Below are 18,587 nucleotides of genomic sequence, written 5' to 3'. Positions count from 1 at the left end.
ATCGCACCTATCGGCACCGGGAATTCGTCCCCCCGGGTTGAAGGTGACCCTGCCACAAATCGCGGTGCGACAACAATGACTGGCCGGGCATAACAGGTGAAAACCAGCATATGGCCTAGCCGACATTGCCATCCGTCCAACCCGACACTACTGTTGGATTAACAGTGAGGCGAGTGAATTTAGAGGGAGACCGGGGTGGGCGTTTGGCATGATGGGATGAAGGTCGGGATCGAACAGGTCGACGACGATCATCGCGGTTTGTTCGCCATCCTGCGTGAACTCGATCTTGCCATCCGGGCCGGATCGGCCGTCGGGACCGACGTGTTGGGCGACATTCTCGGCCGGATGGACAGGTATGCGCGGGAACATTTCGCCCGCGAGGAAGAAATTCAGCGCGAAGTCGGCTACGAAGGCTACGAAGAGAACCGCCGCCAGCACGCCGAACTGATCCGCACCCTGGACGCCTTCATCGCCCGGTTTCGCACTGAACCGATGGATGATCCCCGCGTTACCGCCGAAACGATCCGCTCGTTTCTGATGGTGTGGATTTCCGAACACATCGTCAAAGTCGACCGCAAGATGCGCGGCCGCATCCTGCCATGGTGCGGCTAGCCTTTGCCGCCGCCCTGCTGTCGGCCGCAATGCTGGGGGGCTGCGTCGCCAACCTCAACCCGGCCGGGCCGCCGCAGACGGAACCAGCCCTGAGCGCGGACGCCATCCATACCGCCGATGGACTCGACCTGCCGCTGCGGGTGTGGTCGCCCCCCGACCGCGCCCCCCGCGCGGTGGTGCTGGCCCTGCACGGGATGAACGATTATTCCAACGCCTTCGCCACGGTAGGCCCGGCGCTGGCCGCTCATGGCATCGTCACCTATGCCTTCGACCAGCGCGGGTTCGGGCGCGGCCCCCATCCCGGCCAATGGTCGGACAAGAGTGCGATGGCCGCCGACGCACTGGCCGCCGCCCGCCTGCTGGCAGCGACGCATCCCGGCCTGCCCCTGTTCCTGCTGGGCGAGAGCATGGGCGGCGCGGTGGTGATCGAGGCGCTGACGATGGCCCCGCCGCCGCCCGCGATCGCCGGAGCGATCCTCTCCGCCCCGGCGGTGTGGGGACGCGATTCGATGGGGCCGGTGCAGCGTTTTGCTCTGTGGCTGACCAACGCCCTGGTGCCGGGGCTGACCCTGACCGGGCGGGGATTGGAAATTCAGCCCTCGGACAATATCGAGATGCTGCGTGCCCTGTCGCGTGATCCGCTGGTGATCAAGGAGACCCGGGTCGATGCGATCCATGGGCTGGTCGATCTGATGGATGCGGCCCAGGCCGACATCGCCCGCCTGCCGGTCGCAACTTTGGTGCTGTACGGCGAGAAGGATCAGGTAATCCCCGCCGACCCGCTGTGGGATGCGGTCGCCACTCTGCCCCGGCGGGAGAGCGACCAGCGCGCCGCGCTGTACCCCGAGGGCTGGCACATGCTGCTGCGCGACCTTCAGGCGGCGCGGGTGATCGACGACATCGCCGCCTGGACCGCCGATCCGGCGGCGGCGCTGCCGTCGGGAGCCGACAGCCTTGCCCTGGCGAAATCGAGCGAGCGCGCCGCCAAGACACGGTGACGGCATGAGGATGCCGTGCCATACTACCCGCCGTCGTCACCGAGAAAGGAAACGCCATGCCGGTGCGGATCTGGCTGGCCATGTTGCTGGTGTTTTCGGCCATCGTTCTGGGTCAGCCGGGAAAGGCCCTGGCCGATCAGCGGGCGCTTTCCGCGCTTGCCCCTGGCCTGCCCGGCCTGGGAACCCGGCTCGAAGACGTCCGGACGATGGCGCTGCCCGAGGGTTTGCGCCTGATCTGCGATGCCGACGAAGAAACCCTGAAGCTGGCCGACCCTCAATTGCTGAAGCGGCAGAACGGCCGTGATTCATCCCGGGTCAAGCTCTGTACCGTCGTTGGCCCCGGTACGGGCGCGGGGTGGGACTTGGCCTCGATCCCCAGTCTGGCCGGTCCGGCCCGGCTGTGGCTGCTGTTCGTCGAACAAGGCGGCGGCGGGCGGCATCGCCTTGCCCGCGCCAGTCTGTGGGCGCATCGCGATGGCTGGGACAAGGTGGCGACGTCGCTGACCGACCTGCTGGGCCAGCCCGATGCCGGAGGCGACAGCCTGCTGATCTGGGAGGATGAGCAGCACGAAACCCTGATGTTCCTCGACCCCAAGAACCCGGACGAGTTTGCCGTCGCCGTCGCCGACCGCCGCCTACGCAAGCTGCTGAAATCGCCCGGCTTCTCCAACCGGCCCGACTAAATCCAATGCTTCGTCCGCTGCTTGCCGTCCTGTTGCTGGCCGCCGCCAGCCCCGCCCTCGCCGAAACCCCGCAACGTCCGTTCGATATCGGTCTGGCCCAGATCGGGATGCGGCTGAACCAGTTGCGCTTCGCCGCCTTCCCCGCCAACACCCGGCTGGTCTGTGCCCAGGATCAGGAACGCCCCCCCGGGGCCGACCGCACCCCGCTGGCCCTGCCCAGCGCGATGGTCGCCGCCCGGGTCAATCGCTGTGCCCTGTTCACCGATGCGGGCAAGGACGATTGGGTCCAGCGTCAGGTGGTGCTGGCCGGAACGCCGACCGATTTCTGGTTCATGGCGATCGAGGACGAAAGCGGGTCCGAGCGGATTTTCCAGATGACCGGCCGCCAGCCGCGCGAGGCGTTCGACAAGACCGCCGCCGCTTTGATCGAACGGTGGGGGCCGCCGACGCTGAAGACCGCCCATTATATCCGCTGGGTCAACGGCTCGATCGAGGCTCAGATGGCCGACGATAACGAGGGAACGGTGCTGTTCCTGATGGACACCAAGATGCACCAATTGCTCGATTCGCGGATGCCGAAGCCCAAACCGAAAAAAGAAAAAGAGAAGAAAGAGGAAAAGAAGGAATAGAGGGACGCCGCCCCTCTATTCCTTATGCTGCGCCGCCAGGGCCTTGCGCAGGCGGCGCACTCCCAACCACACCGCACCGGCCACCACCGGCACCGCGACCAGTTCGACGAAATCAAAGCGAACCGGCACCCCGATATCGGCCAGCCCCCGGGCGAGATAGCCGATCACCCCCAGCAGGTAATAGGTGATCGCGACCACCGATAGCCCTTCGACCGTCTGTTGCAGGCGAAGCTGCAATTCGGCGCGGCGGTTCATCGACTTCAGCAGATCGCGGTTCTTTTCTTCGAGGGCGATATCGACCCGGGTACGCAGCAGATCGCCCGCCCGTGACACCCGCGTCGCCAGCGATTGCTGACGGCGGGCAGCGGCCTCGCAGGTCTTCATCGCCGGGCCAAGACGACGCTCGGTGAATTCGGCGATCGTCTGCAAGCCGACAATCCGTTCCTCGCGCAATTCCCCGATCCGCGATTTGACGATGTTGAAATAGGCCTTGGCGGCGGCAAGACGAAAGCTGGTGGTCGCGTCCAACTGTTCCGCCTCGGCGGCCAGTCGAGTCAGACTTTCCAACAGATCGCGGTCGTTCTGCACCACCGTGGGATCGGCCAATTGGGTGACGATATCGGCCAGTTCGCGGTCGATCCGTCCGGTCTCGTTATTGGCATAGCGCGCCAGCGGGAAGGCCAGCAGCGCCATCATCCGATAGGTCTCGATTTCCAGCACCCGCTGGACTAGGCGGCCGGTCTGGCTGGGGCTCAGTCCGAAATCGCGCAGGACGACGCGGCCGAATCCGTCGCAATGCAGACGAAAATCGGTCCACAGCTCGCCATTGCCGCCAGCGACCTTGCTGCCGACCATCGGATTACCGCCGAACAGCGGGGCGAGATCATCGGTCAGATTGCGGTTGGCAACGACATGGACGGCGGCCAGCAACTCGCCCGGCAACGCTTCCAGCCAGCCGACCGGCAGCAGATCAAGCGCGGTCGCCTCGAACGGCGCGGTAAAGGGATCGCTGCGCGACACGGTATAGGTCGAGAACTCGCTGTGACGCTCCCAGCGCAGCCGGAAGCCGCCCAATTCGCGGCTGAAATAATTGCTTTCCGACGCCAGCAGTTCGGCCCCGTTCGCCGCCAGCAATTCGGACAGGTGGGTCCGCTCGGCAGCGGCATCGGCATGAACCAGGGCCAGATGCGAGACGCGCAACGGACTCGACAGCAGGTCAAAAGGACGGGCGTGAATCTCCCCCGCCAGGATACGGCGCTGCGCATGCTCGCGCATGGCAATCGGTCGGAGTGGCAGAGCCTCGGCCATTGCCCATATATCCCTAATGATGGATGCTCTAGGTGGAAACCTTTACACACTTCCCGCCCGTCTGCCAATCACCACATCTAATCGTCACCGTCCCGTCACTGCCGGAGTTCCCATGCCCCACGCCGCCCAGGCTCACGATCTTCTCTTTGTCCGCGCCGGTCTCGACCGCTCCCGCCTGACCCGCATCGTTGCCGACGCCCTGGCCGGGGCCGATGACGGCGAACTGTTTCTGGAATATCGCCAGTCGGAAACGGTGGTTCTCGATGACGGCCGGATCAAGAGCGCCAATTTCGACACCGCCCACGGTTTCGGCCTGCGCGCGGTGGCGGGCGAGGCGCACGGCTACGCCCACGGCTCGGACCTCAGCCTGGATGCGATCACCCGCGCCGCCGCGACGGTCAAGGCCGTCCGCTCGGGTCATTCCGGACAATTGGCCTTGGCTCCGATCGGCACCGGCCGCCGCCTCTACGCCGATTTCAATCCGCTGACCCAGATGGCGTTCGAGTCCAAGGTCGCCCTGCTGGGCGAGATCGATGCCTATGCCCGGTCGCGCGATCCCCGCGTCACCCAGGTGTCCGCCTCGCTGTCCGGTTCGTGGCAGGCGGTGGCGATCCTGCGCGCCGACGGTTCGCTGGCCGCCGACATCCGGCCAATGGTGCGCCTCAACGTCAGCGTGGTGCTGTCCGAGGGCGGACGGATGGAAACCGGCGGGCACGGTCTGGGCGGCCGGATCGGTTATGACGACATCACCGCGCCGGAAACCTGGCGGGACAGCGTTGACGAAGCGTTGCGTCAGGCCAACGTCAATCTGGGGTCGATCCCCGCTCCGGCCGGAGAAATGCCGGTGGTGCTGGGGCCGGGCTGGCCCGGCGTGATGCTGCACGAAGCGGTCGGCCATGGGCTGGAAGGCGATTTCAACCGCAAGGGCACCTCGGCCTTCTCGGGCCGGATCGGCGAACGGGTCGCCGCCCCCGGCGTCACCGTGGTCGATGACGGCACCCTGCCCGACCGGCGCGGTTCGATCTCGATTGACGACGAAGGCACGCCCTCGGGCCGCACCGTGCTGATCGAGGACGGCATCCTGACCGGCTATCTTCAGGACCGTCTCAACGCCCGGCTGATGGGCGTCGCCGCCACCGGCAACGGCCGCCGTCAATCTTTTGCCCACGCCCCGATTCCCCGGATGACCAACACCTTCATGTTGGGGGGCGAAGCCGATCCGGCGGAAATCCTCGCCTCGGTCGAGCGTGGTCTTTACGCCGTCAATTTCGGCGGCGGTCAGGTCGATATCACCAACGGCAAGTTCGTCTTCTCCGCCTCCGAGGCCTATCTGATCGAGAACGGCAAGATCGGCCCCGCGGTCAAGGGCGCCACCCTGATCGGCAACGGCCCCGACGCGATGAGCCGGGTGATGATGATCGGTAACGATCTGGCGCTCGATCCCGGCATCGGCACCTGTGGCAAGGACGGTCAGGGCGTCCCGGTCGGGGTCGGCCAGCCGACCTTGCGGATTGACGGGCTGACCGTCGGCGGCACGGCGGTTTAGGGCCTTCAGAACACCCGTCGGACCCGGCGTACCGTCCGGTCCCACGAGTCCCTGACGGTTCGGCGGAACGGCAGGACCCCCGGGTCAAGCCCGGGGGAGACGCTCTCACCCTGCGGCATAGGAACGGAGAGACGGTTCCGGGTCTCAAAAACACCCACCCCGTCATGGCCGGGCCTGGACCCGGCCATCTCCATCGGTCGCGCATAGAAAAAGGCCCGGAACCTTGCGGTTCCGGGCCTCCCTCATTCGGTCAGGCTGTAACGAAGACTACTTGTCTTCGCTGGCCTGGGCCTTGCGCATCGCGGCACCGAGGATGTCGCCGAGCGAAGCACCCGAGTCGGACGAACCGTACTCGGCCATCGCCTGCTTCTCTTCTTCGACTTCGCGGGCCTTGATCGACAGGCTGACCTTGCGGGCACCCTTCTCGAGCGCGGTGACCTTGGCGTCGATCTTTTCGCCGATGGCGAAACGTTCGGGACGCTGCTCGGACCGCTCGCGCGACAGGTCGCTCTTGCGGATGAAGCCGGTCAGGCCTTCGACGGTGACTTCGATGCCGTTTTCGGTGACATGGGTCACCGTGCAGGTCACGACGTCGCCCTTCTTGATCGAAGCGATGGCGTCATGGAACGGATCGGACGACAGCTGCTTGATGCCGAGGCTGATGCGTTCCTTCTCGACGTCGACGTCGAGAACCTTCGCCTTGACCACGTCGCCCTTCTTGAAGTCCTGAATGGCGGCGTCGCCGGGCTTTTCCCAATCGAGGTCGGACATGTGAACCATGCCGTCGATATCGCCGGGCAGACCGATGAACAGACCGAATTCGGTGATGTTCTTGATCTCGCCTTCGACGATGGTGCCCGACGGGAAGCGCTCGAGGAAGCTTTCCCACGGGTTGGAGATGGTCTGCTTCAGGCCGAGGCTGATGCGGCGCTTCTGCGGATCGACGTCCAGCACCATGACTTCGACTTCCTGCGAGGTCGAAACGATCTTGCCGGGGTGGACGTTCTTCTTGGTCCAGGACATCTCGGAGACGTGGACCAGACCTTCGACACCGGGCTCCAGCTCGACGAACGCGCCGTAGTCGGTGATGTTGGTGACGCGGCCGGTGAACTTGGCGCTGACCGGGTACTTGGCCTCGACACCCTCCCACGGATCGGCGTCAAGCTGCTTGATGCCGAGCGAGATGCGCTGGGTTTCCGGGTTGAAGCGGATGACCTGAACGCGGACGGTCTGGCCGATATGCAGCGCCTCGGACGGGTGGTTGATGCGCTTCCAGGCGATGTCGGTGACGTGGAGCAGACCATCGACGCCGCCGAGATCGACGAACGCACCGTAATCGGTGATGTTCTTGACCACGCCTTCGAGGATCTGGCCTTCCTTCAGGTTCTCGATCAGCTCGCTGCGCTGTTCGGCGCGGGTCTCTTCGAGAACGGCGCGACGCGACACGACGATGTTGCCGCGCGAGCGGTCCATCTTGAGGATCTGGAACGGCTGAGTGGTGCCGAGCAGCGGGGTGATGTCGCGCACGGGGCGGATATCGACCTGCGAACCGGGGAGGAACGCCACCGCGCCGGACAGATCGACGGTGAAGCCGCCCTTGACCCGGCCGAAGATGACGCCGTTGACGCGCTGCTGGTCCTGGAACGACTTCTCGAGCAGGGTCCAGGCTTCTTCGCGCTTGGCCTTCTCGCGCGACAGAACGACTTCGCCGTTCTTGTCTTCGTAGCGTTCGATGAAGACGTCAACGCGGTCGCCAGCCTTGATCTCGGCGGCGCGGCCAGCGGTGGCGAATTCCTTCAGCGGGACGCGGCCTTCGGACTTGAGGCCGACGTCGATCACCGCATGGTCACCGTCGATGGTGACGATCAGGCCGCGGATCACCGAGCCTTCGAACGTGCCGCCGACGCCGAGAGTCTCGTCGAGCAGGGAGGCGAAATCATCGCCCGCGTCAATGGGGGAATTGGTCATGGAGTTGAAGTTCCTTTCGAATCGTATTTTTACTGGCCTGCCGGTTGTATCCGGCGGTCTTTACGAAGCAAACGAAACCCACCGCCCGGGCAAACCCCGGACGGCGGGCGAAACTGTTACAGGTACCGGTCTCGCGTTATTCCGGAACACCGGTCCGAATGTACGACAGCGCGAGGACAAAAGCCTGGTCGGCGTCGAGGTCGGAGGTATCCAGCACGATGGCACCATCCGCCGGCTTTAAGGGGGCAACGGACCGGTTACGGTCGCGGTCGTCGCGCTCCTTCATGTCGGCAAGGACGGCGCTCTGTATACCTCCCCGGCCCGCCGCCTGCAACTCCTTCAGCCGCCGCTCGGCCCGCTTTTCGAGCGACGCGGTGACAAACAGCTTCACCTCGGCATCGGGGCAGACCACGGTGCCGATATCGCGCCCGTCCAGCACCGCGCCTTTTCCGCCCGGAGGGGTGTGGGCAAAGCGGCGCTGGAAGTCGAGCAGAGCGGCACGAACGCCGGGAATCGCCGCCACTTTCGACGCCGCCTGGGCGGCGTCGTCGCCGCGCAGATCGGTCGCGGCCAGATCAAGCGGAACCAGGGCACGGGCGGCCGCCTCGGCAGCGGCTTCGTCGGCCGGATCGGTTCCGGCGCGGCGCAGGTTCATCCCCACCGCGCGATAGATCAAGCCGGTATCGAGGTAATCGAAGCCCAGTTCGGCAGCCAGCCGCCGGGCCAGCGTTCCCTTCCCGGCCGCCGCCGGGCCGTCGATGGCGATGATGGTCACGAACCGAGCTCCCTCTGATCTTAACGTCGTGGTGCACCGTCGTTTACCCGTCGCCCCTCCTCTTGTCCACCGCCGGGACCATGGGCTACAGTTCGCGCCTTCTTAGGATCGGGGGGACAGACATGAAGATTGACGGCGTATCGTACCGCACCATCTGGCTTGCCGCTGACGGCATCGGGGTCGAGATCATCGACCAGACCCGTCTGCCGCACGATTTCGTCGTCTTGACCCTGCGCTCGCTGGCCGATGCCGAAACCGCCATCCGCGACATGTGGGTGCGCGGCGCGCCGTTGATCGGTGCCGCCGCCGCCTATGGCATGGCGCTGGCCACCCGCGAGGATGCCTCCGATGCCGGTCTGGCTGCCGCCTATGCCCGGCTGCACGCCACCCGCCCCACCGCGATCAATCTGAAATGGGCGTTAGACGAGATGATCGCCGCCCTGTCGCCGCTGCCGGTGGCAGATCGCGTCGCCGCCGCCTATGCCCGCGCCGCCGAGATTTGTGACGAAGACGTCGCGATGAACAGCGCGCTCGGCGACAATGGCTGCCGCATCATCGCCGATCTGTGGGAAAAGAAGAAAGCGGCGGGCGGTGAGCGGATCAATCTGCTGACCCATTGCAACGCCGGCTGGCTGGCCACCGTCGATTGGGGCACCGCGCTGGCCCCGGTCTACAAGGCGTTCAACGCCGGGATTCCGATCCATGTCTGGGTTGACGAGACCCGGCCGCGCAACCAGGGCGCCAGCCTGACCGCGCGCGAGCTGAACTGGCACGGCGTCCCCCACACCGTGATCGCCGACAATACCGGCGGCCATCTGATGCAACACGGGCTGGTCGATCTGGTGATCGTCGGCACCGACCGCACCACCCGCAACGGCGACGTCTGCAACAAGATCGGCACCTATCTGAAGGCGCTGGCGGCGAAGGACAACAACGTCCCGTTCTATGTCGGCCTGCCCAGCCCGACGATTGACTGGACCGTCGCCGACGGGGTCAAGGAAATCCCGATCGAGCAGCGTTCGGCCCGCGAACAGACCCACATCTTCGGCAAGACCGAGGCGGGGACCGTCACCGAGGTTCAGGTGACCCCCGATGGCTCGCCCGCGATCAATTACGGCTTCGACGTCACCCCGGCCCGGTTGATCACTGGCCTGATCACCGAGCGCGGCGTGTGCCCGGCCAGCCCCGAAGGATTGAAGGCGCTGTTCCCGGAACGGGGATAATCGAACAGGGCGGCTAGGGGTTAATACCCCCTTGCCGTCACGGGAATTTCATCTCTCAAATCGGCGGAGAAGCGGGCGACAGCACGGCTGAACCGGAGTACAGTTCGCCCCGGTTGAACGCTCGCAGGGGGAGAGACGTCGTGACCCATCCCACCACACTTCCGGCCTGGCAGGCGCTGGCGGAAAAAGCTGATCCGCGCACCCTGCCGTCGATGCGTGAGCTGTTCGCCACCGATCCCGATCGGTTCCAATCGTTTTCGGTTCATCTCGACGATCTGCTGCTGGATTATTCGAAGAACCGGATCGATCACGCCACCCGCGCTTTGTTGATCGACCTTGCCCGCGAGGCCGGAATCGAAACCGCCCGCGATGCGATGTTCAGTGGCGATCAGGTCAATCTGACCGAACACCGCTCGGCTTTGCATGTCGCGCTGCGCAACCGCTCCGACCGGCCGATCCGGGTCGGCGGAATCAACGTGATGCCGGAAATCCGGGCGGTGCTGGCGCGGATGAAGACGTTTGCCGAGCAGGTGCGCGGCGGCGTGTGGCGGGGCGCCACCGGCCAGCCGATCCGCAGCGTCGTCAATATCGGCATCGGCGGTTCGGACCTTGGCCCGGCGATGGTGGCCGACGCGCTGAAGCCGTATCAGAGCCCCGATCTCGCCGTTCACTTCCTGTCGAACGTCGATGGCACCCAGGCCGCCGAGATTCTGAAGCTGTGCGATCCGGCGACGACGCTGTTCATCGTCGCCTCGAAAACCTTCACCACCCAGGAAACCCTGGCCAACGCCCACACCGCCCGCGACTGGCTGGTCACGGCGCTAGGCGAGGCGGCGGTCAAGCATCACTTCGTCGCGCTCTCGACCAATGCCAAGGCGGTTGCCGCCTTTGGCATCGACACCGACAACATGTTCGCGTTCTGGGACTGGGTCGGCGGCCGCTATTCGCTGTGGTCGGCAATCGGCCTGTCGATTGCCGTCGCGATCGGCTTTGACCATTTCGAAGAGATGCTGGCCGGTGCCCATGCGATGGATGAGCATTTCCGCACCGCGCCGCTTGAAGCCAACATGCCGGTGCTGCTGGCCCTGGTCGGGGTGTGGAACGCCAATTTCCTCGGCGCCGAGGCGATCGCGATCCTGCCCTACGACCAGTATCTGCACCGCCTGCCCGCCTATCTCCAGCAGCTCGACATGGAGAGCAACGGCAAATCGACCAGCCGCGACGGCACCCCGGTAACCTGGACCACCGGCCCGATCCTGTTCGGCGAACCCGGCACCAACGGCCAGCACGCCTTTTACCAATTGATTCACCAGGGCACCCGGCTGGTTCCCTGCGACTTCCTCGCCTCGGCTGAGACGCACAATCCGCTGGGCAACCACCATCTGTTGCTGCTGTCGAACGTTTTGGCCCAGGCCGAGGCGCTGATGCGCGGCAAGACCGAGGACGAGGCCCGCGCCGAGCTGACCGCCGCCGGTCTGTCCGGCGACGAGCTGGAGGCGCAATTGCCGCACCGGCTGTTCTCGGGCAATCGCCCCAGCAATACCCTGCTCTACCGCCGTCTCGATCCCCGCACCCTGGGAATGCTGCTGGCGCTGTACGAGCACAAGGTGTTCGTCCAGGGCGTGATCTGGGACATCAACAGCTTCGACCAGTGGGGGGTCGAGTTGGGCAAGGCGCTGGCCAAGGCGATCCTGCCCGAATTGTCGGGCGAAGCGGCGGCCAACCCGCACGATTCCTCGACCGCCGGACTGATCGCGACGATCCGCTCGCTGCGCACCGGGGGATAATACCAACCTGCAATGAGTGAAACTCATGCGGGTTGGTTAGGCCCAAAGGGCCTAGGCACCTCGTGGCGCGGAGCCAAGCGGCCCCGAGGGGCGGCCAGGACGGAGGTGGAACCGTCTTTGCCCAATGAGCAGGCTGCGGAAACACTCAAACTTCGGGGGCGTTTGCCCCCGATCCCCAACCCGCCAGTTATTAACGTATTGATTTCAAAGAAACTGGCGGCTCGGAGGCTGCGCCTCCGAACGGGTTCGGGCCGTCGCCCGACCGCGACGCGGCGCTTTTCCGCACCCCTCTAGGCGGGATCGTCGAAGGACAACAGGGCAGCAACCCCGCTTTCCGGTGCAGCCTCGACGGCGCGAAGCTGGCGGTCGATCGCCCGCTTCCTGACCGCGACGTCGTCGATCGTCTTCGACGCCTCCTGAAGCTTTTTCTGCACCTTGTCCAGCACCTCGCCATACTTGCCGAACTCGGTCTTGACCGCGCCCAGGATTTCCCACACCTCGCTGGAACGCTGTTCGATCGCCATGGTGCGAAAGCCCATCTGCACCGCGTTGAGGATCGCCCCCAGCGTGGTCGGACCGGCGGCGACGACCTTATAGTCACGCTGGATCAGGTCGATCAGGCCGGGACGGCGCAGCACCTCGGCATACAGACCCTCGGTCGGCAGGAACAGGATCGCGAAGTCGGTGGTAACCGGCGGATTGATGTATTTGTCGCGAATGGCGCGCGCGCACAGCTTGACCCGCGTCTCCAGCGCGCGGGCGGCCTGTTCGACCGCCTCGGGATCGGCGCGTTCGACCGCAAGCTGAAGCCGTTCGTAATCCTCGTTGGGGAATTTCGAATCGATCGGCAGCAGCACCTCGGGCTCGTCCTTACCCTTGCCCGGCAGGCGGATCGCGTAATCGACCCGCTCGGCGCTGTCCTTGCGGCAATTGGCTTCGCGCATGAACTGGTCCTGGCGGAAAATCTGGTCGAGCAGCGCGCCCAACTGGACCTCGCCCCAGGTGCCACGGGTCTTGACGTTGGTCAGCACCCGCTTCAGATCGCCGACCCCACTAGCCAGGGTCTGCATCTCGCCCAGTCCCTTATGCACCTGCTCCAGCCGGTCGCTGACCAGCTTGAAGGACTCGCCCAGCCGCTTTTCCAGCGTGCCCTGAAGCTTCTCATCGACGGTCTGACGCATCTGTTCCAGCTTGGCGCTGTTGTCGCCGCGCATCCGCTCCAGTTGATCGGCAATGGTGCGGGTCTGCTCGCTCACCGCCTTCGCCACGCTGTCGAGCCGCTCGCGCAGGGTCGCCGCCATCCCATCGCCGACTTGCTTGAGACCGGTGGCGACCTCCTCGCGCAGCGCCCGCCCTTGCGCCGCCTGATCCGAGCGGGCCTCGGCCAGCTTCTGCTCGATCAGCAGGCGCAGATCGCTGTGGGTGCGTTCGGCGGCGGCGCGGGCCTCGGCCTCGAAGGCGCGAATTTGCCCGCTGATCTCCTCGCGACCCAACCGGGCCTGCGCCGCGAAATCCTCGCGCAGGCTGCGTTCGATCCAGTCCAGCCGCTCGGTGTCGCCGCCACGTCTCCCCGTCCACAATACGGCGACCAAGGTGACAAGCGACGCCACGGCGGCGATGGCGGCAGCGATTTCGACGATCATGGCGACAGGTCCGTTCGGGCGGCTTAAAAAAGGTGTTGTGGATGCATCAAATAAGAATTATTCTACTTACATAGAAGCGAACGGGACGTTCAGTCCACCCTGCGTCCCCGCCGTTTCGCCTCCTCCGCCATCCCCCCTGGCGGAACAGGCACATCGGTCCGCGCGCCCCGCAGCCCCCCCCCTTGCAGCGCGCGAATCGACCAGGGCGGCGAGGAACTGCAAGTCGGATTGCCGGTTCCTCGCCGGCCCTCAAATTCCCCCAGCGACAGAGATGTTCTGATCGAGCCCGTATCCGCGAGGCTCCCCCCGTCAGGCGCGGCCATGATGGCATCGGCGATGCGTTGGTCCGGTCAGACGGGGACAGGGGGCAGATCTGCCCCCTGTCCCCGTCCACCCCAGGATCAAACGTGGATCGCCCGCCCATTGGCGGCCAACGCCGCTTCCTTGACCGCTTCGGACAAAGCGGGATGGGCGTGGCAGGTCCGGGCGATATCCTCGGCCGCCGCGCCGAACTCGATCGCCAGCACGATCTCGGCGATCAGATCGCCCGCATTGGGGCCGATGATATGGGCACCCAGCACCTGATCGGTGGCGGCATCGGCGAGAATCTTGACGAAGCCGTCGGTGTCGTTCATCGACCGGGCCCGGCCGTTGGCGAGGAAGGGGAATTTGCCGACAGAGTAGGCGATTCCGGCTTCTTTCAATTGCTCTTCGGTGCGGCCGACCGAAGCGACTTCCGGCCAGGTATAGACCACCGAAGGGATCGCCTCGTAATTGACGTGACCATGCTGACCGGCCAGGATTTCGGCCAGGGCAACGCCCTCTTCCTCGGCCTTGTGGGCCAGCATCGCGCCGCCGACGACATCGCCGATCGCATAGATGCCGGGAACGCTGGTGCGGAACGAGCCGTCGATCTTGACGAAGCCGCGCTTGGTCAGGTCAACCCCGGCCGCCTCCAGCCCCAATCCCTCGACATAGGGACGGCGACCGATCGCCACCAGGACGATATCGGCCTCCAGCGTTTCGGTGGCCCCACCGGCGGCGGGTTCGAGGGTCAGGACCGCGCCCGCCCCCTTGCGCTCGCCCGCGACCACCTTGGTCGCCAGCTTGAAGCCGATCCCCTGCTGGCCGAGCAGACGGGTCATCGTCTTCGACACTTCAAGGTCATGGAACGGCAGGATACGGTCGAGATATTCGACCACCGTCACCTCGGACCCCAGACGGCTCCACACCGTGCCGAGTTCCAGCCCGATCACGCCGCCACCGATCACCACCAGCCGCTTCGGCACCTGGGGCAGCGCCAGCGCGCCGGTCGAGGAGACGAACACCTCTTCGTCGATGGCAAGGCCGGGCAGCGGCGTCACTTCGGACCCGGTCGCCAGCACGATCGACCGCGCCGCCACGGTCGAGACCGCCCCGTCCGCCGCGGTCACCGTCACCTGACCGTTCCCGGCCAGCGACCCAGCGCCCAGGATGCGGGTGATCTTGTTCTTCTTCAGCAGGAAGTCGATGCCCTTGGTGTTGTCGGCAACGACCTTGTCCTTGTGGGCCATCATCGCGGGCAGGTCGAGTTCGACCCCGGCGACCTTGACGCCAAAGGCTCCCAGCCCGTGAGCGGCGGTGTGGTAATGGTGCGAGGCAGCCAGCAGCGCCTTCGACGGAATGCAGCCGACATTAAGGCAGGTGCCGCCCAGCGTCGGACGCTTTTCGACGATGGCGACCGACAGACCCAGTTGCGCGGCCCGGATCGCGGCGACATAGCCGCCCGGCCCGCCGCCGATGACGACGAGATCGAAAGAAGAGTCGGACATCGGGCTTAGACCTCCAGCAGCAGGCGCGACGGATCCTCAATCCCGTCCTTAACCCGGACCAGGAACGACACCGCTTCACGGCCGTCGATGATGCGGTGATCGTAGGACAGGGCCAGATACATCATCGGACGGGCGACGATGCTGCCGTCCGGCATCACCATCGGCCGCTGCTGCACCTTATGCATCCCCAGGATCGCCGATTGCGGCGGGTTGAGGATGGGGGTGCTCATCAACGAGCCATAGACCCCACCATTGGAGATGGTGAAGGTGCCGCCGCTCAAATCTTCCATCGTCAGCTTGCCGTCGCGGGCCTTCTTGCCCAGCCCGGCGATCGTCTGTTCGATCCCGGCAAATGACAATTGGTCGGCACCGCGCACCACCGGCACCACCAGACCCTGGGGAGTGCCGACGGCAACGCCGATATCATAATATTTCTTATAGACCAGTTCGTCGCCCGCGATCTCGGCATTGACCGCCGGCCATTCCTTCAGCGCGGCGACACAGGCTTTGACGAAGAAGGACATGAAGCCCAGCTTGGTCCCGTGCTTCTTCTCGAACGCGTCCTTGTACTGGTTGCGCAGATCGAACAGCGCGGTCATGTCCACTTCGTTGAAGGTGGTCAGCATCGCGGCGGTATTCTGAGCGTCCTTCAGACGCTCGGCGATCCGCTTGCGCAGACGGGTCATCTTCACCCGTTCCTCGCGGCCTTCGGTCACGGCAGGAGCGGGAGCCGCAGCAGCCGGGGCAGGCGTGGCCAGCGCCGACAGCACATCACCCTTGGTCACCCGGCCACCCTTGCCGGTCCCGTCCAGGGTGGCGGGATCGAGCCCACCATCGGCGGCGATCTTCTTCGCCGACGGCATCACCGCCGGAGCAGCCGGAGCGGCAGCGGCAGGGGCCGGAGCCGGGGCCGGGGCGGCGGCGGGCTTGGTCACCGGCACAATCGGCTGGGTTCCCGCTTCACCGATCAGGCCCAGCACCGCGCCGACCTCGACGGTCGCGCCGCTCGCGACAATGATCTCGGTCAGTACGCCCGAGGCCGGTGACGGCACTTCGACCGTCACCTTGTCGGTTTCCAGTTCGACCAGCGATTCGTCGGCGCGCACGGTGTCGCCGACCGCCTTAAACCATTTGGCGACGGTGGCCTCGGTGACGGATTCGCCCAGCGTGGGAACCTTGATTTCGGTCGACATGGTGGTGCTTCCCTTGATCCTATTGTCTTTTATTTTCTATGCGTGCAGACGCGACAGTTTAGTGGCGCGGCGGAACGGCTGGAACAGATCGCCCAGTTCGCCAACCAGGGCCTTCTCGACGATCGATTGCTGCTCGGCGACATGGGTCTTGTAGAGACCGCTGGCGGGCGACGCCGCCGCCTTGCGACCGCAATAGACCGCCCGCTTCGCCTTCAGATCGAGTTCCTCGCAGATGAATTCGATGCGGCGATCGACGAAGGTCCACGGCCCCATATTGGCCGGTTCTTCCTGAACCCACAGCAATTCGGCGTTGGGATAACGGGCAAGCTGATGCTTGATCGCATCCTTCGGCCAAGGATAAAGCTGCTCGACTCGGATGATCGCGACATCGTCGAGATTGCGCCGGGTGCGTTCTTCCAGCAGGTCGTAATAGACCTTGCCCGAGCACAGCAGCACCCGGCGAATCTTCGCATCGGGGATCAGGCGGTTGGTTTCGGCCAGCACCCGATAGAAGCGGGTTCCGGCCTGGAACTCGTCGAGGTTGGAGACGCACAGCTTGTGCCGCAGCAGCGATTTCGGGGTCATGATGACCAGCGGCTTGCGGTAATTGCGGCGCAACTGGCGGCGCAAGGCGTGGAAGTAATTGGCCGGGGTCGAGACATTGCAGACCAGCCAATTGTCTTCGGCCGACAATTGCAGATAGCGTTCCCACCGCGCCGAGCTGTGTTCCGGTCCCTGGCCCTCATAGCCGTGCGGCAGCAGCAGCACCAGACCGGACATCCGGAGCCACTTTGATTCGCCCGAGGTGATGAACTGGTCGATGATGACCTGGGCCCCGTTGGCGAAATCGCCGAACTGGCCTTCCCACATCACCAGCGAATTCGGCTCGACCTGGGAATAGCCGTATTCGAACGCCAGCACCGCCTCTTCCGACAGCGGGCTATCGATCACTTCGAACCGGGCCTGTTCGCCGCGCAGATGGTTCAGCGGCTCGTAACGGGCCTCGGTCTCCTGATCGACCAGACGACAATGACGCTGCGAGAAGGTGCCGCGTCCGCAATCCTGACCGGAGAGGCGGACCGGATTACCCTCGACCAGCAGGGTTCCGAACGCCAGCGCCTCGGCGGTGGCCCAGTCGATCCCCGCCCCGGTCGCGATCATCTCGCGCTTGGCCTCAAGCTGGCGCAGCACCTTGCGATTGACGGCAAAGCCGTCGGGCACCCGGGCCAGACCCTCGCCGACCTCACGCAACAGATCGATCGGAACCCCGGTCTTTTCCTCGCGGAATTCCTCTTCGTCGGCAAGCTGGACGATGCCCTGCCATTTGCCTTCGAGCCAGTCGGCCTTGTTGACCTTGAACGATTTCGAGGCCTGGAACTCGCGCTCCAGCAACGCTTGGAAATCGGCGTACAGGGCCTCGACCTCCTCGGCGCTCATCACCCCTTCGGCGACCAGCTTGGCCCCATAGATCGCCCGCGTCGTCGGATGGTCAGCGATCTTGCGGTACATCAGCGGCTGGGTGAAGCCGGGTTCGTCCGCCTCGTTATGGCCCTGACGGCGGTAACATTGCATGTCGATCACGACATCGCTTTTGAATTCCTGGCGGAACTCGATCGCGATGCGGGCGACGTGCACCACCGCTTCGGGGTCGTCGGCGTTGACGTGGAACACCGGGGCCTGGAAGCCCTTGGCGACGTCCGAGCAATAGGGGCCCGAGCGCGAATATTGCGGCGCGGTGGTAAAGCCGATCTGGTTGTTGATGATGATGTGAAGGGTGCCGCCGGTGGCATAGCCCTTCAATTGCGACAGCAGGAAGGTTTCCGGCACGATCCCTTGACCGGCGAAGGCGGCGTCGCCGTGCAGGATGATCCCCAGCACGCTTGCCCGCTCGGTATCGCCGCGATGGGTCTGCTTGGCGCGGACCTTGCCGACCACCACCGGCCCGACCACCTCAAGGTGCGACGGGTTGGGCACCAGCGACAGATGGACCACCTTGCCGTCGAAATCGCGATCGCCCGAGGTGCCAAGGTGGTACTTGACGTCGCCCGAACCCTGAACGTCCTCGGGATGGGCGGCGTTGCCCTGAAATTCCGAGAAAATCGCCTGATAGGGCTTCTTCAGGAAGTTGGCCAGCACGTTAAGACGGCCGCGATGGGCCATCCCCATCACCACGTCGCTGAGGCCAAGCTGGCTGCCGCGCTTTAAGATCTGTTCCAGCGCGGGAATGACGGTCTCGCCGCCCTCCAGGCCGAATCGCTTGGTCCCGGTATATTTCAGTTGCAGGAATCGTTCGAATCCTTCGGCTTCGGTCAGCCGTTCCAGGATCGCCTGCTTGCCGCGCGGGGTGAAGTCGGTACGGTTGTGAATCGATTCGATGCGTTTCTGAATCCAGGCCTTCTGATCCGGGTCCT

The 18,587-nt window shown here is 65.0% G+C and carries 14 protein-coding genes; 7 read left to right on the top strand and 7 right to left on the bottom strand.

All coding sequences use genetic code 11. The annotated features are described in order from the left end of the window. Positions 1-195 precede the first annotated feature (195 nt). Genes K678_RS11085 through K678_RS11070 form a run of 4 tightly spaced genes read left to right on the top strand, consistent with a single transcriptional unit; the run spans position 196 to position 2,922 of the window. Entirely contained in the window at positions 196-612 is a 417-nt protein-coding gene (locus tag K678_RS11085) for a bacteriohemerythrin (RefSeq protein WP_021132539.1), read from the top strand. Beyond that, positions 600-1,610, top strand: a complete 1,011-nt coding sequence (locus K678_RS11080; RefSeq protein ID WP_021132538.1) for an alpha/beta hydrolase — start codon at positions 600-602, stop codon at positions 1,608-1,610. The genes K678_RS11085 and K678_RS11080 overlap by 13 nt, the downstream gene beginning before the upstream one ends. 56 nt (positions 1,611-1,666) lie before the next feature. Beyond that, positions 1,667-2,293, top strand: coding sequence for a hypothetical protein (locus K678_RS11075; RefSeq protein WP_021132537.1), 627 nt, complete (start codon positions 1,667-1,669; stop codon positions 2,291-2,293). Between the two features lie 5 nt (positions 2,294-2,298). Next, on the top strand, positions 2,299-2,922 hold the full coding sequence (locus K678_RS11070) for a hypothetical protein (protein ID WP_021132536.1): 624 nt from the start codon (positions 2,299-2,301) through the stop codon (positions 2,920-2,922). A gap of 15 nt (positions 2,923-2,937) precedes the next feature. Here the strand turns inward: K678_RS11070 and K678_RS11065 are convergent, their stop codons facing one another. Then, positions 2,938-4,230, bottom strand: coding sequence for a DUF3422 family protein (locus tag K678_RS11065; RefSeq protein WP_021132535.1), 1,293 nt, complete (start codon positions 4,228-4,230; stop codon positions 2,938-2,940). 112 nt (positions 4,231-4,342) lie between these two features. On the opposite strand from K678_RS11065, the gene tldD reads away from it, so the two are divergent. After that, positions 4,343-5,776 (top strand): metalloprotease TldD, encoded by a 1,434-nt coding sequence (gene tldD / locus K678_RS11060; protein WP_021132534.1) that lies wholly within the window; start codon positions 4,343-4,345, stop codon positions 5,774-5,776. A 267-nt stretch (positions 5,777-6,043) separates the two neighbouring features. Here the strand turns inward: tldD and rpsA are convergent, their stop codons facing one another. Both rpsA and cmk read right to left on the bottom strand, forming a co-directional pair. Beyond that, positions 6,044-7,744 (bottom strand): 30S ribosomal protein S1, encoded by a 1,701-nt coding sequence (gene rpsA / locus K678_RS11055; RefSeq protein WP_021132533.1) that lies wholly within the window; start codon positions 7,742-7,744, stop codon positions 6,044-6,046. Positions 7,745-7,880: 136 nt separating this feature from the next. After that, complete coding sequence (cmk, locus tag K678_RS11050; RefSeq protein ID WP_021132532.1) at positions 7,881-8,519, bottom strand: (d)CMP kinase; 639 nt, start codon at positions 8,517-8,519, stop codon at positions 7,881-7,883. 122 nt (positions 8,520-8,641) lie between these two features. Between cmk and mtnA the strand changes: the two genes are divergently transcribed. After that, positions 8,642-9,742, top strand: a complete 1,101-nt coding sequence (gene mtnA, locus K678_RS11045; protein ID WP_021132531.1) for an S-methyl-5-thioribose-1-phosphate isomerase — start codon at positions 8,642-8,644, stop codon at positions 9,740-9,742. Positions 9,743-9,882: 140 nt separating this feature from the next. Then, positions 9,883-11,529 carry a glucose-6-phosphate isomerase gene (gene pgi, locus K678_RS11040; RefSeq protein ID WP_021132530.1) on the top strand — a complete coding sequence of 549 codons (1,647 nt, stop codon included), beginning with the start codon at positions 9,883-9,885 and terminating at the stop codon, positions 11,527-11,529. Positions 11,530-11,819: 290 nt separating this feature from the next. Here the strand turns inward: pgi and K678_RS11035 are convergent, their stop codons facing one another. The 4 genes from K678_RS11035 to K678_RS11020 all read right to left on the bottom strand — a co-directional run. After that, positions 11,820-13,172 (bottom strand): DNA recombination protein RmuC, encoded by a 1,353-nt coding sequence (locus K678_RS11035; RefSeq protein ID WP_021132529.1) that lies wholly within the window; start codon positions 13,170-13,172, stop codon positions 11,820-11,822. A 401-nt stretch (positions 13,173-13,573) separates the two neighbouring features. Further along, complete coding sequence (gene lpdA / locus K678_RS11030) at positions 13,574-14,983, bottom strand: dihydrolipoyl dehydrogenase (protein WP_021132528.1); 1,410 nt, start codon at positions 14,981-14,983, stop codon at positions 13,574-13,576. Between the two features lie 5 nt (positions 14,984-14,988). Next, positions 14,989-16,176 carry a 2-oxoglutarate dehydrogenase complex dihydrolipoyllysine-residue succinyltransferase gene (gene odhB, locus K678_RS11025; protein WP_021132527.1) on the bottom strand — a complete coding sequence of 396 codons (1,188 nt, stop codon included), beginning with the start codon at positions 16,174-16,176 and terminating at the stop codon, positions 14,989-14,991. Positions 16,177-16,212: 36 nt separating this feature from the next. Next, positions 16,213-18,587 (bottom strand): 2-oxoglutarate dehydrogenase E1 component (locus tag K678_RS11020; protein ID WP_021132526.1); only part of this gene is annotated, 2,375 nt, incomplete at its 5' end.

The organism is Magnetospirillum fulvum MGU-K5 (genome assembly GCF_000442515.1).
GTDB classification, from domain to species: domain Bacteria; phylum Pseudomonadota; class Alphaproteobacteria; order Rhodospirillales; family Magnetospirillaceae; genus Phaeospirillum; species Phaeospirillum fulvum_B.
The sequence above is the reverse complement of the archived record's forward strand: the minus strand, read 5'-3'. Positions and strand labels throughout refer to the sequence as shown.

Bases quoted from the DNA above. Each gene is read 5' to 3' on its own strand.
- K678_RS11080 (WP_021132538.1), top strand. From the start codon at position 600: ATGGTGCGGCTAGCCTTTGCCGCCGCCCTGCTGTCGGCCGCAATGCTG.
- K678_RS11035 (WP_021132529.1), bottom strand. From the start codon at position 13,172: ATGATCGTCGAAATCGCTGCCGCCATCGCCGCCGTGGCGTCGCTTGTC.
- K678_RS11065 (WP_021132535.1), bottom strand. From the start codon at position 4,230: ATGGCCGAGGCTCTGCCACTCCGACCGATTGCCATGCGCGAGCATGCG.
- K678_RS11070 (WP_021132536.1), top strand. From the start codon at position 2,299: ATGCTTCGTCCGCTGCTTGCCGTCCTGTTGCTGGCCGCCGCCAGCCCC.
- rpsA (WP_021132533.1), bottom strand. From the start codon at position 7,744: ATGACCAATTCCCCCATTGACGCGGGCGATGATTTCGCCTCCCTGCTC.
- mtnA (WP_021132531.1), top strand. From the start codon at position 8,642: ATGAAGATTGACGGCGTATCGTACCGCACCATCTGGCTTGCCGCTGAC.
- K678_RS11075 (WP_021132537.1), top strand. From the start codon at position 1,667: ATGCCGGTGCGGATCTGGCTGGCCATGTTGCTGGTGTTTTCGGCCATC.
- tldD (WP_021132534.1), top strand. From the start codon at position 4,343: ATGCCCCACGCCGCCCAGGCTCACGATCTTCTCTTTGTCCGCGCCGGT.
- odhB (WP_021132527.1), bottom strand. From the start codon at position 16,176: ATGTCGACCGAAATCAAGGTTCCCACGCTGGGCGAATCCGTCACCGAG.
- lpdA (WP_021132528.1), bottom strand. From the start codon at position 14,983: ATGTCCGACTCTTCTTTCGATCTCGTCGTCATCGGCGGCGGGCCGGGC.